Source organism: Rhizobium sp. P40RR-XXII, assembly GCF_012641405.1.
In the GTDB taxonomy this organism is placed as follows: domain Bacteria; phylum Pseudomonadota; class Alphaproteobacteria; order Rhizobiales; family Rhizobiaceae; genus Rhizobium.
Window position 1 is genome coordinate 16,789 of sequence record NZ_JABAII010000022.1, and the last position, 13,803, is coordinate 30,591.

At 61.1% G+C, this 13,803-nt stretch carries 13 protein-coding genes and 1 pseudogene; 9 read left to right on the forward strand and 5 right to left on the reverse strand.

All coding sequences use genetic code 11. The features are described 5' to 3' along the window. Window positions 1-25: 25 nt before the first annotated feature. Window positions 26-847 (reverse strand): APH(3'') family aminoglycoside O-phosphotransferase, encoded by an 822-nt coding sequence (locus HGP16_RS28995; RefSeq protein ID WP_312867353.1) that lies wholly within the window; start codon window positions 845-847, stop codon window positions 26-28. A gap of 335 nt (window positions 848-1,182) precedes the next feature. Between HGP16_RS28995 and recF the strand changes: the two genes are divergently transcribed. The 3 genes and pseudogenes from recF to HGP16_RS29010 all read left to right on the forward strand — a co-directional run bounded on the left by recF (window position 1,183) and on the right by HGP16_RS29010 (window position 3,594). Then, on the forward strand, window positions 1,183-2,310 hold the full coding sequence (gene recF / locus HGP16_RS29000; RefSeq protein ID WP_168843415.1) for a DNA replication/repair protein RecF: 1,128 nt from the start codon (window positions 1,183-1,185) through the stop codon (window positions 2,308-2,310). Between the two features lie 36 nt (window positions 2,311-2,346). Continuing rightward, a complete protein-coding gene (locus HGP16_RS29005) occupies window positions 2,347-3,117 on the forward strand; it encodes a molybdopterin-synthase adenylyltransferase MoeB (RefSeq protein WP_168843416.1) in 771 nt (256 codons plus the stop codon). Between the two features lie 5 nt (window positions 3,118-3,122). Further along, window positions 3,123-3,594: pseudogene (locus tag HGP16_RS29010) on the forward strand (GNAT family N-acetyltransferase). 107 nt (window positions 3,595-3,701) lie between these two features. Here the strand turns inward: HGP16_RS29010 and murA are convergent. Both murA and HGP16_RS29020 read right to left on the reverse strand, forming a co-directional pair. Continuing rightward, window positions 3,702-5,015, reverse strand: a complete 1,314-nt coding sequence (gene murA, locus HGP16_RS29015) for a UDP-N-acetylglucosamine 1-carboxyvinyltransferase (RefSeq protein ID WP_168843417.1) — start codon at window positions 5,013-5,015, stop codon at window positions 3,702-3,704. A gap of 143 nt (window positions 5,016-5,158) precedes the next feature. Continuing rightward, on the reverse strand, window positions 5,159-6,160 hold the full coding sequence (locus HGP16_RS29020; protein ID WP_168843418.1) for a 2-hydroxyacid dehydrogenase: 1,002 nt from the start codon (window positions 6,158-6,160) through the stop codon (window positions 5,159-5,161). A gap of 190 nt (window positions 6,161-6,350) precedes the next feature. On the opposite strand from HGP16_RS29020, the gene HGP16_RS29025 reads away from it, so the two are divergent. Beyond that, window positions 6,351-6,890: an SH3 domain-containing protein gene (locus HGP16_RS29025; protein ID WP_168843419.1), complete on the forward strand. Its 540-nt coding sequence runs from the start codon at window positions 6,351-6,353 to the stop codon at window positions 6,888-6,890. Window positions 6,891-6,990: 100 nt separating this feature from the next. After that, the gene (locus tag HGP16_RS29030) at window positions 6,991-7,590 is read left to right on the forward strand and encodes a cadmium resistance transporter (protein WP_312867354.1); all 600 of its coding nucleotides are present in this window, start codon (window positions 6,991-6,993) and stop codon (window positions 7,588-7,590) included. A 97-nt stretch (window positions 7,591-7,687) separates the two neighbouring features. On the opposite strand, the gene HGP16_RS29035 is transcribed toward HGP16_RS29030, so the two are convergent. Then, complete coding sequence (locus HGP16_RS29035) at window positions 7,688-8,680, reverse strand: adenosine kinase (RefSeq protein WP_168843421.1); 993 nt, start codon at window positions 8,678-8,680, stop codon at window positions 7,688-7,690. Between the two features lie 395 nt (window positions 8,681-9,075). Between HGP16_RS29035 and HGP16_RS29040 the strand changes: the two genes are divergently transcribed. Both HGP16_RS29040 and HGP16_RS29045 read left to right on the forward strand, forming a co-directional pair. After that, window positions 9,076-10,020 (forward strand): AEC family transporter, encoded by a 945-nt coding sequence (locus tag HGP16_RS29040; protein WP_168843422.1) that lies wholly within the window; start codon window positions 9,076-9,078, stop codon window positions 10,018-10,020. A 122-nt stretch (window positions 10,021-10,142) separates the two neighbouring features. Then, a complete protein-coding gene (locus tag HGP16_RS29045) occupies window positions 10,143-11,300 on the forward strand; it encodes a patatin-like phospholipase family protein (RefSeq protein ID WP_168843423.1) in 1,158 nt (385 codons plus the stop codon). Between the two features lie 60 nt (window positions 11,301-11,360). Here the strand turns inward: HGP16_RS29045 and HGP16_RS29050 are convergent, their stop codons facing one another. Then, a complete protein-coding gene (locus HGP16_RS29050; RefSeq protein ID WP_168843424.1) occupies window positions 11,361-11,939 on the reverse strand; it encodes a c-type cytochrome in 579 nt (192 codons plus the stop codon). A 151-nt stretch (window positions 11,940-12,090) separates the two neighbouring features. On the opposite strand from HGP16_RS29050, the gene HGP16_RS29055 reads away from it, so the two are divergent. Together HGP16_RS29055 and HGP16_RS29060 are read left to right on the forward strand one after the other, a co-directional pair. Then, on the forward strand, window positions 12,091-12,846 hold the full coding sequence (locus tag HGP16_RS29055; RefSeq protein WP_168843425.1) for a 3-deoxy-manno-octulosonate cytidylyltransferase: 756 nt from the start codon (window positions 12,091-12,093) through the stop codon (window positions 12,844-12,846). A 24-nt stretch (window positions 12,847-12,870) separates the two neighbouring features. Beyond that, entirely contained in the window at window positions 12,871-13,725 is an 855-nt protein-coding gene (locus HGP16_RS29060; protein WP_168843426.1) for a prephenate dehydratase, read from the forward strand. Window positions 13,726-13,803 lie beyond the last annotated feature (78 nt).

The window sequence follows — 13,803 nt, forward strand, 5'->3', positions numbered from 1 at the left end:
GGATTTTTTTGTTTCGGGGGACGAATCACTCACCCCCGCGCGAATCAGCCCAGGTGAGCGGATCGAGCCGGAGATAGAAGGCGAGACGCTCGCGATCCGGTTTGGCGATCTCCAGGGTTTCAAACAGGATCGACAGGGCCTTTTGCCCCTGTTCGGGCTTCGCCCAGCTTTCCTCGGCATTGGCAATCATCAGCGCAAGATCGACACAGCGATCCGCCTTCCCAGCCCGGCCGAGATCAATCAAGCCGATGCATTGCAGGCTATGCGGATCGACCATGAAGTTGGGCATGCAGGCGTCACCATGGCAGAGGACTTTGTCGGCAGTCTCCTGCGCAATCCGCACGGGCAGATCGCGCTCGACGCGATCAAGCAGTTCACCAGCCGGCTTGCCCCAATCCTCCGGCCGCAGAAAATCCCGGTTCACGGCATGGCGTGAGACCACATCCGCCGCCTTTGCGAACATCAGAGACAGGCTGCGATCAAAGGTGCATTGATCCGTGGGCAGTTCATGAAGAGATTTCAGTTGCCGCGCCATCGAGGGCCAGGCTTTCAGCAGCGTATCTCCGTCCAGATCGACTGCGGGCACGCCAGGAATTGCTGATATGACCAGGCACGCGCCTTCCTCAACCTCGCGCCAGTCAATCACTTCAGGCACGGCAATACCTTTGCCCTGCAGCCAAAGCAGCCGGTCGCGCTCGCCGGCAAGATCCGCCGATCGGGCTGGGGCTGCCATTTTCGCATAGGCACGGCCGTCTTCGCGCCGATAGACGAGATCTCCCGATTCGCCTGTCTTCACTTGCGTCCAGTCGCGGCTCGCTTTGGCAAGCAGTGCTTCTACAATTCCAATTGATGCCCTTCGCCCAAAAGTCTCCGAAGCATAGCGATATAGGTAGCGCCATGCTCCAGCGCGAACTTCCTCGGCATTTTTTGCGAACGAATCATCCGCCCTCGTGGTTCGAGACGGCGCTTTGGGCCTCCTCACCATGAGAGCCTACCTCCAGCAGCTCAATTCCTTGGGTTCGGCGCAAGATTCACTCCATACTCATCCTGAGCCCGTCGAAGGACGAGGGTGGCCCTTGACGGCGCTTCATTCGATCGACCTCGCGAACAACCGGCAAAAACCTTGCACTTGAGCGGGGTTCGGCATACGCCTCGCCCATCGACCAAGAATCCGAAAGACCGATGCCGAACAAGGTTTTCATCTCGCGCCTGAAGCTCTCCGATTTCCGCAACTATGCGGCGGCGGCGCTGACGTTTGACGAGCGGCATGTGGTGCTGACCGGCGACAACGGCGCGGGCAAGACGAACCTCATGGAGGCAGTGTCGCTGCTGTCGCCCGGCCGCGGCCTGCGCCGCGCCGCCTATGCCGATGTCACGCGGGTCAACGCGCCGGGCGGATTTTCGATTTTCGCCGAGCTCGAAGGCATCGAGGGGAGCGTCGAAATCGGCACCGGCATCGATACGGCCGACGAATCAGCCGCCCGCCGGCTCAGAATCAACGGCACGCCGGCCAAAACGGTCGATGAATTGACCGATCATTTGCGCGTTCTTTGGCTGACGCCGGCCATGGACGGGCTGTTTACCGGCGGCTCCTCAGAGCGCCGTCGTTTCCTTGACCGGCTCGTGCTGTCGCTCGATCCGGCGCATGGACGCCGGGCCAGCGATTTCGAGCGCGCCATGCGCAGCCGTAACAAACTCTTGTCGGAGAGCCGGTTCGATCCATCCTGGCTCGCCGGCATCGAAGAACAGATGGCGAGCCTTGGCATCGCCATGGCGATTGCGCGGCAGGAAATGCTCGGCCTTCTCTCGCGGCTGATTGCCGAAACGCGCGAGGGGACGCCTTTCCCCTCGGCGGCGCTGGAACTATCCGGCTTCCTTGATGGAGAGTTCGGCCGGCCGGCCATCGATCTGGAGGATACCTATTCCGATATGCTGCGCGAAGGGCGCTACCGCGACGCCGCTGCCGGCCGCACGCTTGACGGACCACACCGGGCCGATCTTCTGGTGCGGCATCGTGAAAAGGACATGGAGGCGGAGCGCTGCTCGACGGGCGAGCAGAAGGCCCTGCTCGTCGGCCTCATCCTTGCTCATGCGCGCCTCGTCGGCAACCTGACGGGCTATGCACCGATCCTGCTGCTCGACGAGATCGCCGCGCATCTCGATGAGGGCCGGCGCGCCGCACTCTTCGATCTCATCGACGGGCTCGGCGGCCAGGCCTTTATGACCGGCACGGACAAATCCATGTTCTCGGCTCTTGGCGAGCGCGCGCAATTCTTTACCGTCGCGCATGGCGGCATTACGGAATCCTAGAACCTCCTCGTCCCCGATTGTGGTAGACTCGCACCCATGGATCCTTTGACCTCAGACGAAATCGCCCGCTATCACCGCCATATCCTCTTACCCGAGGTTGGCGGTGCCGGTCAGCAAAAGTTGAAGGCCGCCCGCGTGTTGGTCATCGGCGCCGGCGGCCTTGGTGCGCCGGTGCTGCAATATCTGGCGGCCGCCGGTGTCGGCACGCTCGGCATTGCCGATGACGATCGCGTTTCGCTGTCCAACCTGCAGCGGCAGGTGATTCACGATACGGGCACGATCGGGGAGATGAAGACGCAGAGCGCGGCCGACGCCATCGCGCGGCTGAACCCGCATGTGCGAGTCATCCGCTTCGAGGAGCGGTTCAGTGCCGATACCGCCACGCAGCACCTTACCGGTTTCGACCTTGTCATTGACGGTTCCGACAATTTCGACACCCGCTATACCGCCGCTGATGCGACCGAAGCAGCGCGTTTGCCGCTGGTGACCGGCGCTGTCGGCCGATTTGACGGGTCGGTAACAACGCTGAAGCCTTACGAAAGCGACGGGGACGGCAACCTCCACCCGCGATATCGCGATCTGTTTCCGGCGCCGCCGCCGGAAGGTCTTATTCCCAGCTGCGCGGAAGCCGGCGTTATCGGCGCCCTGACGGGCGTCATCGGCACGCTGATGGCAATGGAAGCGATCAAGCTCATAACAGGCATCGGCGAGCCGCTGGTCGGCCGTCTGCTGCTCTATGACGGGCTTGCGGCGCGCTTCGAGACCGTGCGCTATCGCCGCAAACGTGCCCGAGTCGCCGCCGAATGAGCGAGATTACAATTCAAAGGCTCAACGGCAGGTTTGACCGCTGGGATGCATTGCTTGATCTTATATTGGCGGCTTTTGCCTATATGAACGGACGAATCGATCCGCCCTCCTCTGCGCTTGCCCTGACGCCGGAAGCGCTGAGGGGAGAAAGCTATGAACGAGATCGCTTATGTCGCATTCGATGGCGATCAGTTAGCCGGCTGTATTTTTTGCCGGCCTGAGACAGAATGCCTTTATGTCGGTAAGCTTGCCGTCCTTCCCGCAGCTCAGGGCAAGGGTATCGGCAGACGCTTATTGACATATGCTGAAGCCGCGGCGAGGCAGCATGATCTTCACATACTTCGACTGGAAACGCGGATCGAGCTGATCGACAATCACGCTACCTTCGCCGCCTGGGGCTTCCAGAAAGTGGCCGAAAACCGCCATCCCGGCTTCGATCGCACGACGTCGATCGAGATGCGCAAGGCGGTCATCTAGAGTGGTTCAGCTGTATCTCTTTGTTTTCTCGCAATTCCGGACGGTAAACCGCTACGCACTTTTCCTGGAATTGCTCTAGCTCACCCTTCAGCCGGCGAGCGGGGCCGTCACGCCCCGCGCGGCGGGATGCGGGTGATGCGGGCGCCCATGGCGTTCAACCGCTCCTCGATGCGCTCGTAACCGCGCTCGATCTGCTGTGCATTGTTGATGACGCTCGTGCCCTCGGCGCACATCGCCGCGATCAGCATGGCCATGCCGGCGCGGATATCGGGACTTTCGAGCTGGGCGGCTCGCAGCTTGGAGGGGCCGGCGACAATGGCGCGATGTGGGTCGCAGAGCACGATGCGGGCGCCCATGGCGATCAGCTTGTCGACGAAGAACATGCGACTTTCGAACATCTTTTCGAACATCAGCACGACGCCTTCGCATTGCGACGCGGTGACGATGGCGATCGACATGGTATCGGCCGGGAAAGCCGGCCAAGGCTGGTCTTCGATCTTCGGAATATGGCCGCCGAAATCGGGCTGGATCTTCATCTCCTGGCCGGAGCGGATGATGAGATCATCGCCGTCGATCTGGCAGCGGATGCCGAGGCGCTCGAAGGTCATCAGGGTCGAGCGCAGATGCTCGACGCCCGCGCGGCGGATGATGATTTCCGAGCCGGTGACTGCGGCAAGGCCGATCAGCGATCCCACCTCGTTATGATCCGGGCCGATGCGATGCGTAACTGCGCCGAGCCGCTGACCGCCGTGGATGGTCATCATATTGGTGCCGACGCCCTCGATCCGAGCGCCCATTGCGGTCAGAAACCGGGCCAGATCCTGCACATGCGGCTCGGAGGCGCAATTGCGCAGGATGGTCGTCCCCTCGGCGAAAACGGCGGCGCACAGCGCATTTTCCGTCGCCGTCACGGACGGCTCGTCGAGGAAGACATCCGCGCCATGCAACCCGTCGGTACGGAAACTATAGACGCTATTGACCTCGATCTTGGTGCCTAGCTGTTCCAGCGCCAGGAAATGCGTATCGACGCGCCGGCGACCGATGACGTCGCCGCCGGGCGGCGGCAGGGTGATCTCGCCGCAGCGCGCCAGCATCGGACCGGCAAGCAGGATGGAGGCGCGGATGCGGGCACAGAGATCGGGATCGAGATTGGCGGGGCGAAGTTCCCGCGCCTCGATTTCGAGTTCGTTGCGACCGAGCCAGCGCACCTTCGCGCCGACTGACTGGATCAGCTCCACCAGCGCCTCGACATCACGGATGCGCGGCACGTTGCTGAGTTCGACGCGTTGATCGGTCAAAAGCGAGGCGGCGATGATCGGCAACGCGGCGTTCTTGTTGCCGCTCGGTGCGATCTCGCCCGACAGCTTGAAGCCGCCCTCGACCACATATTGAATCCGCTCATGCGGCAGCGCCCGCGCCATCGTTTCCGCCCTTCCTGATTTATGTTTGCGGTCACCTCTGAGCCGGCTTTGTGACATGCACATGACCGGTAAGAGGGAAGTGAGATCAAATTTGAAGCCGGGAGTATCCGCCTTGCTCCAGCTGGAAAATCAGAGCGCTTCGCTTACCGAAACGGCAGTACGCGATTGGGGGGGCGGTGGCCGTCGATGAAGGTGCGGATATTGATGATGACCTTGTCGCCCATGTCGATGCGGCCCTCGAGCGTGGCCGAGCTCATATGCGGCAGGATCACCACTTTGCCCTCGTTGGCAAGCTTCACCAGCTTCGGATTGACTGATGGTTCGTTTTCGAACACGTCGAGGCCGGCTCCGGCGATCTTTCCCTCGCGCAGGATCTTGATCAGCGCGGTCTCGTCGATGACATCGCCACGCGCCGTATTGACGATGTAGCTCGTCGGCTGCAGCAACGCCAGGCGTCGGGCGGAAATCAGATGATAGGTGGCCGGTGTCGAGGGGCAATTAACCGAAACGATATCGACGCGGGCCAGCATCTGGTCGAGGCTGTCCCAGTACGTCGCCTCCAGCTCGTCCTCGGTCGCCGGATTGACGCGCTTGCGGTTGTGATAATGGATCGAGAGGCCGAATGCCTTGGCACGGCGGGCAACGGCGGTGCCGATCCGCCCCATGCCGACGATGCCGATGCGCTTGCCGTGGATACGCCGGCCGAGCATCCAGGTGGGCGACCATCCGGCCCATTCGCCGGGATTGTCCGTCAGCACGCGCGCACCTTCCGCCAGGCGCCGCGGCACGGCGAGGATGAGCGCCATCGTCATGTCGGCGGTATCTTCGGTCAGCACATTGGGCGTATTGGTGACCGTGATGCCGCGACGGGCGGCGGCCTCGACATCGATATGATCCGTGCCGTTGGAGAAACTGGCAATGAGCTTCATCTGGGGACCGGCCTCTTCGATCACCGCCGCATCGATCCGATCGGTGACCGTCGGCACCAGCACGTCGACCGACCGGACGGCCTGGATCAGCTCGTCCTTGCTGCGCGGGCGATCGTCGATGTTGAGCTCAGCATCGAAGAGCTCGCGCATCCGCGTCTCCACCGCGTCCGGCAGTTTGCGCGTGACGTAGACCTTCGGTTTTTTCTTCGTCGTCATGGCGAGCGGCGATGCCTTGTTCAGATGTTCTTAACCAAGAAGCGGGATAATTTTCCCGTTCCGGGCATTTCTACCAGACCCGCAGGCGAAGACAAACAAAACTCGCTGACGCGATCCGAGGATTTGCCGCTCACCGGAGCGAAAGGTTGCCGGAACGGCGCCTTTGTCATGACGAACGAACGGAAATCCCATGCGTGGCAAAGTATTGAAGTCCTGCGCCATTTTCGCAATCGGCCTGATGATGGCCGCTGCGTCAGCGGATCTTGCCGCCGCCCAGGCCGCCAAGGGGCCGAGCGGATTACCGCTGCCGCGCTTCGTCACGCTGAAGTCGAAGCGGGTCAATCTGCGCATCGGGCCAAGCGCCGACTATGCGGTGTCGTGGCTCTATCTCAAGCAGGGACTGCCGGTCGAGATCATCCAGGAATATGATAACTGGCGGCGCGTGCGCGATGCCGACGGCACGGAGGGCTGGGTCAACCAGTCCCTGCTATCAGGCCAGCGTTCGGCGATCGCCGCACCTTGGATGAAGGGCAAGGGCAAGGCCGTATTCGTCAACATGCGCCGCGAGTCTCAGCCATCCGCCGGCGTCATTGCCAAGCTTCAGCCCGGCGTGATGATGAACATTCGCGAATGCACCGGAGACTGGTGCCTCGTCACGGCCGACGGCACCGAAGGCTGGGTGGCGCAATCTGAGATCTGGGGTGCTTACCCCGGCGAGGCCTTCAAGTAACGCGAAACCCGCATCGCTCCGCTACGAATGCAGCCATGCGACTTTTCCGGCGCAATGATATATCCGGTATCGCAAAGGGAGAGCTGCGATCTTGGCTTATGTGCTTGGCGTTTTCGGCGTTGCCATCGCTACCTTCGTTTCGACGAATATAGACGACATCTTCGTTCTTCTCGGCTTCTTTGCCGACCCTAAGTTCCGCTTCAGACAGATCGTCATTGGCCAATATCTCTGCATTGGCGCGCTCTATGGCTTCAGCACCATCGCCTCGCTGCTCGTCCTCGTCATTCCCGTCGCCTATGTCGGCCTGCTCGGCCTTGCTCCGATCTATTTTGGCTTGAGACGACTGTGGGAGGTCTGGAACGGCGCCGAGACGGAGAATGACGCGGAGGATCACCAGAAAGCCTCAGCCGGCCACAGCAATATCGCGGCCATCGCGCTGGTGACGATCGCCAATGGCGGTGACAATATCAGCATCTATACGCCGCTCTTCGCCACCCGCTCCGCTCACGAGATCCTGACCATCGGCTGTATCTTCGCCGTGCTGACGGCGGTCTGGCTGGGCGCGGCGCACTCCCTCGTCAATCACCCGAAGCTTGGCGCACCGATCAGGCGACACGGACGCAGGGTCGTGCCATTCGTGTTGATCGCGCTCGGCATCCTCATTCTCTATGAAGCGGGAACCGCGACGCTCTTCTGGTGATGGCCGGATCCGGCGGCTTCATAACAAAAGCCGCCCCAGTGATCTGCTGAAGGCGGCTTCCATGATCTGCGGATTGGGACTCTGAGGACGCTCTCCGTCAGAGCAGCCCGAATTCCTTTGCCGCTTCCAAAAGCGACCGCATCGGCCGCGGGCCGATCTGTTCGATTACGATGGCCGCGGCAAGGTTGCCGAGTTTGGCGCAATCTTCCAGGCTACGGCCTTGCGTATAGCCGAACAGGAAGCCAGCGGCGAAAAGATCGCCGGCACCGGTCGTATCGACGCGCTCTTCGATCGGATGGGCGTCGACCACATAGCGTTCGTTGCCTTGCACGATGACGGCACCATCCTTGCCTGTGGTCACGGCGGCGATCTTGCAATCAGCCGATATCAGCGTCAGCGCCTTTTCAAAGTCGTCGGTCTCGTAGAGCGAGAGGGCTTCGTCGCGATTGGCGAAGACGATATCGACGGTGCCGGACCGCATCAGGTCAAGGAATTCGTGCCGATAGCGGCCGACACAGAAGCTGTCGGACAGTGTCATCGACATTTCCCGGCCATTGGCGTGTGCGATGCGGGCGCAGTCGCGGATCGCTTCCTTGGCGCGTGGTGGATCCCAGAGATAGCCTTCGAAATAGGTCACCTTGGCATCGGCGACGACCTCTTCCTCGACGTCTTCAGGCCCGAGTTCGACGCAGGCGCCGAGATAGGTGTTCATCGAGCGCTCGCCATCCTCGGTCACGAAGATCATCGAACGGGCAGTCGGCGGAAAAGTGCCCTTTGCCCTGGTCTCATAATGCACGCCCTGGGCGCGGATATCATGTGCGAAGATCTCTCCAAGCTGATCTTTCGCAACCTTGCCGAAATAGGCTGCTTTGCCGCCGAAATTCGCGACACCTGCTGCCGTGTTGCCGGCGCTGCCGCCCGAAGCTTCCAGAGCCGGGCCCATGCGCGAATAAAGAAGCTCGGCGCGTTCGGCGTCTATGAGGTTCATCGCAGCTTTGGTGATCGCATTGTCGATCAGGAACTGATCGTCGCAACGGGCGATAATGTCGACGATGGCATTGCCAACGGTCAGTACGTCGAAGCGAGTCATCTATTGGAGGATCCCGGTATTGGTGATAGCCGGTATCCGGTATTATCGGTTTTTCCGAAGTTTGGAAGAAAAATCAGCGCCAGCGTGGCCAACTAAATTCCAATCGGTCATTTGCCTGTCACTTTCTATCTTTAAATTCTTATCAAGCGGCTGGGATGGGAAGCTCACAAGGTTTCTGAGCCAGTCTGGGAAGGAATGATGCCTTCCGCCTCACCGGTACGCGGGCCGACCACGGATGAACTGGCGGCATGTGCACCGGGGGGACTTTCCGGTGAGACCGGACACATAAGCGGGCGTTGCCCGCTTTTTTGTTTTTATGGGTTCCCACCCATAAGCAAGCTGCTACAACTCCCGGATAGCCCTTCCCGAGCCACTCTTCACGGCCCACGCCCGGCATGTCCGAAATCTTCACAGACGTCCTCCCGGTCTTCCTGCTCATTCTCGTCGGCTGGATCATTGTGCGCACCGGCCTGTTGAAAGCCGAGGTCGGCGAAGCAATGAGCGAATTCGTCTTCAAGATCGCCGTGCCTCTCCTGCTGTTTCAGACCATCGCCGAGGCGAATTTTCGCGGCGCTTCGCCGTTTCGGCTATGGATCGCCTATTTCTCCGGCGTCGCCGTTACCTGGACTGCCGGCCATATCGTTGCGACCCGGATGTTCGGGCGGGATGCGCGTATCGGCGTGCTCGCGGGCGTATCATCCGCCTTCGCCAATACGATCTTCATCGGCCTGCCGCTGGTGGGGCGCACCGTGGGGCCAGACGGCGTCATGGCAATGTCTATCCTGATTGCCGTGCACCTGCCGACCATGATGATCGCCGGCACGCTGCTGATGGAACAGGCCGAGCGCAAGGAGAATGCCGGCGCCGGCCGCAGCACCGGCGAACTGCTGCGGCAGGTCGGCAGAAACCTTGTGCGCAATCCACTTGTTATCGGGCTTTTCTGCGGCCTCATTGTCCACTTGACCGGCATTCCCATCCCCGCCACGCTCGGCACCGTGGTCGACAGCATCGCCAACATCGCCGGCCCTGCGGCGCTGATCTCGCTCGGCATGGCGCTGCGCCAATACGGACTATCGGGCAATCTCGGCATCACCAGCGTGATTGCCGGCTTTAAACTGTTTCTGCTACCGGCCTGCGTGCTGGCGGCCGGCCTTTTGCTCGGCCTAAGCCCGGAATGGCGGGCGGCACTCGTGCTCACGGCCGCCGTTCCCACAGGTGTGAACGCGTGGCTGATTGCCAATCGCTTCGGCGTCGGTCACAGTCTCGCCGCCTCGACGATTACCTTGACGACCGCGCTCGGGGCTTTCTCGGTGTCGCTCTGGGCTTATCTGCTCGCCTAGCGCTGGCTTGAACCCGCCGATTCGCAATGGCATCTCTCCGCATTCGGAGAAGCAGGCAGGAAAATGGTCATATATTTTGCGCATCCCGGCCTTCCCATCCGGAGCGCAGCAAAGGATGGCACATGAATATTGCAGCTCCGCTTACCAATCCCGCGTCCGCCTATTCGCAGAAAGTTTTCGTGCTGCAGGGCGGCGGCGCACTCGGCTCCTACCAGGCCGGCGCGTTTCAGGCACTCAGAGAACAGAATATCGAACCTGACTGGATCGCCGGCATCTCGATCGGCGCCATCAACGCCTCCATCATGGCCGGCAACGTGCCGGGCGAGCGGCTTGAGAAGCTACGCTCCTTCTGGAACAACGTCACCATCCAGCTTCCCGTCGATCTCCTGATGGAGCGGCAGCGGGAGACGAACCCCTTCTACCGCACCGTCAGCAGCTGGTGGGTATCGACCTTCGGCGTGCCTGGCTTCTTTTCTCCCTGGCAGCTCCCGGCCTGGTTTCAGTCGCGCGGCTCCGCGGGTGCCACCAGCGTCTACGACACCGAACAATTGCGCCAAACGCTGCTCGATCATGTCGATTTCGACCGAATCAACCATGGCCCGGTGCGCCTTAGCCTCGGTGCGGTCAATGTGCGCACCGGCAACTTCGCCTTCTTCGACAACCGCGACATCAGAATAGCGCCGGAGCACATCATGGCGAGCGGCGCACTACCTCCCGGCTTTCCGGCGATCAAGATTGGTGGTGAATATTACTGGGATGGCGGCCTCGTCTCGAACACGCCGCTGACCTACGTGCTGCGCAACGGCGCCGCGATCGACACGGTCGTTTTTCAGGTCGATCTTTTCAGCGCCATCGGCCCGATGCCGCAGGACCTGGAAGAGGTGGAAGAGCGGCGCAAGGACATCACCTATTCGAGCCGCACCCGGCTCAATACCGATCTCTTTCTGGAGCGTCATCGCCTGCGGCGCGCGATATCGGAGCTTTATGCCCGCCTTCCCGAAGAAGCCAAGACTGATCCGGAGATCAAGAAGCTGGAGCAACATTGCTCCGATTACGGCGTCACCATCATTCACCTGATCTACCGCAACAAGCAGTTCCGTTCGCATTCGAAGGACTACGAGTTCTCGGCGTTATCGATGCATGAGCATTGGGAAGCCGGCTTGCGCGATGCCCGCAAGGCACTGGCCGCTGAAGACTGGCGCGTGCCTCCGAGCGCCGAGGATGGGCTGAAGGTCTTCGACCTCGATCAAAGAACGCGTTCGCGCCGCCATTTGGCCTGAATAGCAACGCAAAAAACCCGGCTCTGACGACCGGGTTTTCAATCCATCATTTGGATTTTCTCAGTTCGTGGCAGCCGGCGCGTTCGGATCCGGCAACGGCACCTGCGTATCGGCGAGCGTGCGCAGATAGGCGATCACGTTGGCGCGGTCCTCTTCCTTCGGTAGACCGGCGAAGCCCATCGCGGTACCGGCGACGAACTTCTTCGGAGCTGCGAGGAAGTGATAGAGATGATCGTAGGTCCACTTTTCCGAACCGCCCTTGGAAAAATCTTTCATGCCGGCCGAATAGGCAAAGCCCTCGTGCTCGGCAACCGGGCGGTCGATGATACCCCAGAGATCGGGACCAACCTTGTTCGGTCCTCCCTTCTCTCCGGAGTGACAGGCCTGACACTTCTTGAAGATGGCTTCGCCGGCCTTGGCGTCAGCCTTCTGCAGCAGCTGGGCGATCGGCGTTTCCGCCTTGGCGGCCGCACCCTTGTCGCCGCCCGCAGCCGGTTCCTCGGTCGCGACAATGGCGAAACCGGGCTTTTCCGGCGTCTCTGAATGGAAAATAAATCCTGATGCGAGCGACACGGACTTCAACACGAATAGCGTGGCCAAAAGCGCCCCGACACCCATGTTCACGTAGGATGAATTCATCTGCTATGCTCCCCTCGCCGCCAGCATCCTCCGCCGGCCCATCTTGAATTCGCGCGAAACCTATGTCTTTTGGCTGTTTCTTGCAACTCTGTAAACGGCCTCCATCGTGAGACGTTTTGACACCTTTCCCGCAGGAATAGAAGGCCCAACAATGACAGATCCAAATTTAGACAAGACGCTGGTCCTCATTCCCGCCCGCATGGCCTCCACGCGCCTTCCAGGCAAGCCGCTCGCCGATATTTGCGGCCTGCCCATGATCGTACAGGTTGCCAAGCGCGCGCGCGAGGCGGCGATCGGTCGCATCGTCGTCGCCGTCGATCATGCGGACACCTATGCCGCAATCGCCGACGCCGGCTTCGAGGTGGTCATGACACGCACCGACCATCAATCCGGCTCGGACCGGATCTATGAGGCGCTGCAGGCCGTCGATCCCGAAGGCCGTGCGGAAATCATCGTCAATGTTCAGGGCGACCTGCCGACTATCGATCCCGACACCATCCGCGCCTCGCTGCGCCCTCTCGAAAATCCGTCCGTCGATATCGCCACGCTGACCGTCGAGATCAAGGACGAGGAAGAGAAGACCCTGCCGAGCGTCGTCAAGGTCATCGGATCGCCGATCTCGGATAGCCGCCTGCGCGCCCTCTATTTCACCCGCGCCACCGCGCCCTACGGCAAGGGGCCGCTCTATCACCACATCGGTCTCTACGCCTATCGCCGCTCCGCGCTCGAGCGATTCGTCAAGGCAGGTCCATCGCCGCTGGAACTGCGCGAATCGCTGGAGCAGCTTCGGGCGCTCGAAGCCGGCATGCGCATCGATGTCGAGATCGTTGACACGGTTCCGCTCGGTGTCGATACTCCCGCCGACCTCGAAAAGGCCAGACGCATCCTATCCGCCGCCTCTCTTTGACGGCAGTCCTCCAAAGGCAGTTCCATGATCAGCAAGACCAACAAGATCTCGTTCCAGGGCGACTACGGCGCCAATTCCGACATGGCCAGCCGCGACATGTTCCCGACCATGGAGCCGCTGCCCTGCCAGACCTTCGAGGATGCTTTTTCCGCCATCGACAACGGCGAGGCTGATCTCGGCATGATTCCGATCGAAAACACGATTGCCGGTCGTGTCGCCGACATCCATCACCTGCTGCCGGAATCGCGCCTGCATATCGTCGGCGAATATTTCATGCCGATCCGCTTTCAGCTGATGGTGCTGCCGGGTGTCAAGAAGGAAGAGATCCGCACCGTACACAGCCACATCCATGCGCTCGGCCAATGCCGCAACATCGTGCGCGCCAACGGCTGGAAGCCTGTCATCGCCGGCGATACGGCGGGTGCGGCCAAGCTGGTGCAGGAAACCGGCGACCGCAGCATGGCGGCGCTGGCGCCGCGGCTCGCGGCCGATCTCTATGGTCTCGAGATCATCGCCGAGAATGTCGAGGACACCGAAGACAACATGACGCGTTTCGTCGTCCTGTCGCGCGACGAAAACTGGGCGGAGCGCAGCGCGCCGGACGAGAAGATCGTCACCACCTTCGTCTTCAACGTCCGCAACATTCCGGCCGCCCTCTACAAGGCGCTCGGCGGCTTCGCCACCAACGGCATTAACATGACCAAGCTGGAAAGCTACCAGCTCGGCGGCCGTTTTGTGGCAACGCAGTTCTATGCCGACATCGAGGGTCATCCCTCCGATGCGCATGTGCGTCGCGCGCTGGAGGAACTGCGCTTCTTCTCGGAAAAGGTCCGCATCCTCGGCGTCTACAAGGGCCATCCGATGCGGGGTGATCTTTAATATCCGATAAGAATCCGGTCCACCTCGTGGTTACCGTTTTCGCTGCGCTTAACGGCGCCGCACCTCACCATGAGGTGG

Bases quoted from the DNA above. Each gene is read 5' to 3' on its own strand.
- recF (WP_168843415.1), top strand. From the start codon at position 1,183: ATGCCGAACAAGGTTTTCATCTCGCGCCTGAAGCTCTCCGATTTCCGC.
- HGP16_RS29005 (WP_168843416.1), top strand. From the start codon at position 2,347: ATGGATCCTTTGACCTCAGACGAAATCGCCCGCTATCACCGCCATATC.
- murA (WP_168843417.1), bottom strand. From the start codon at position 5,015: ATGGCGCGGGCGCTGCCGCATGAGCGGATTCAATATGTGGTCGAGGGC.
- HGP16_RS29020 (WP_168843418.1), bottom strand. From the start codon at position 6,160: ATGACGACGAAGAAAAAACCGAAGGTCTACGTCACGCGCAAACTGCCG.
- HGP16_RS29025 (WP_168843419.1), top strand. From the start codon at position 6,351: ATGCGTGGCAAAGTATTGAAGTCCTGCGCCATTTTCGCAATCGGCCTG.
- HGP16_RS29035 (WP_168843421.1), bottom strand. From the start codon at position 8,680: ATGACTCGCTTCGACGTACTGACCGTTGGCAATGCCATCGTCGACATT.
- HGP16_RS29040 (WP_168843422.1), top strand. From the start codon at position 9,076: ATGTCCGAAATCTTCACAGACGTCCTCCCGGTCTTCCTGCTCATTCTC.
- HGP16_RS29045 (WP_168843423.1), top strand. From the start codon at position 10,143: ATGAATATTGCAGCTCCGCTTACCAATCCCGCGTCCGCCTATTCGCAG.
- HGP16_RS29050 (WP_168843424.1), bottom strand. From the start codon at position 11,939: ATGAATTCATCCTACGTGAACATGGGTGTCGGGGCGCTTTTGGCCACG.
- HGP16_RS29055 (WP_168843425.1), top strand. From the start codon at position 12,091: ATGACAGATCCAAATTTAGACAAGACGCTGGTCCTCATTCCCGCCCGC.
- HGP16_RS29060 (WP_168843426.1), top strand. From the start codon at position 12,871: ATGATCAGCAAGACCAACAAGATCTCGTTCCAGGGCGACTACGGCGCC.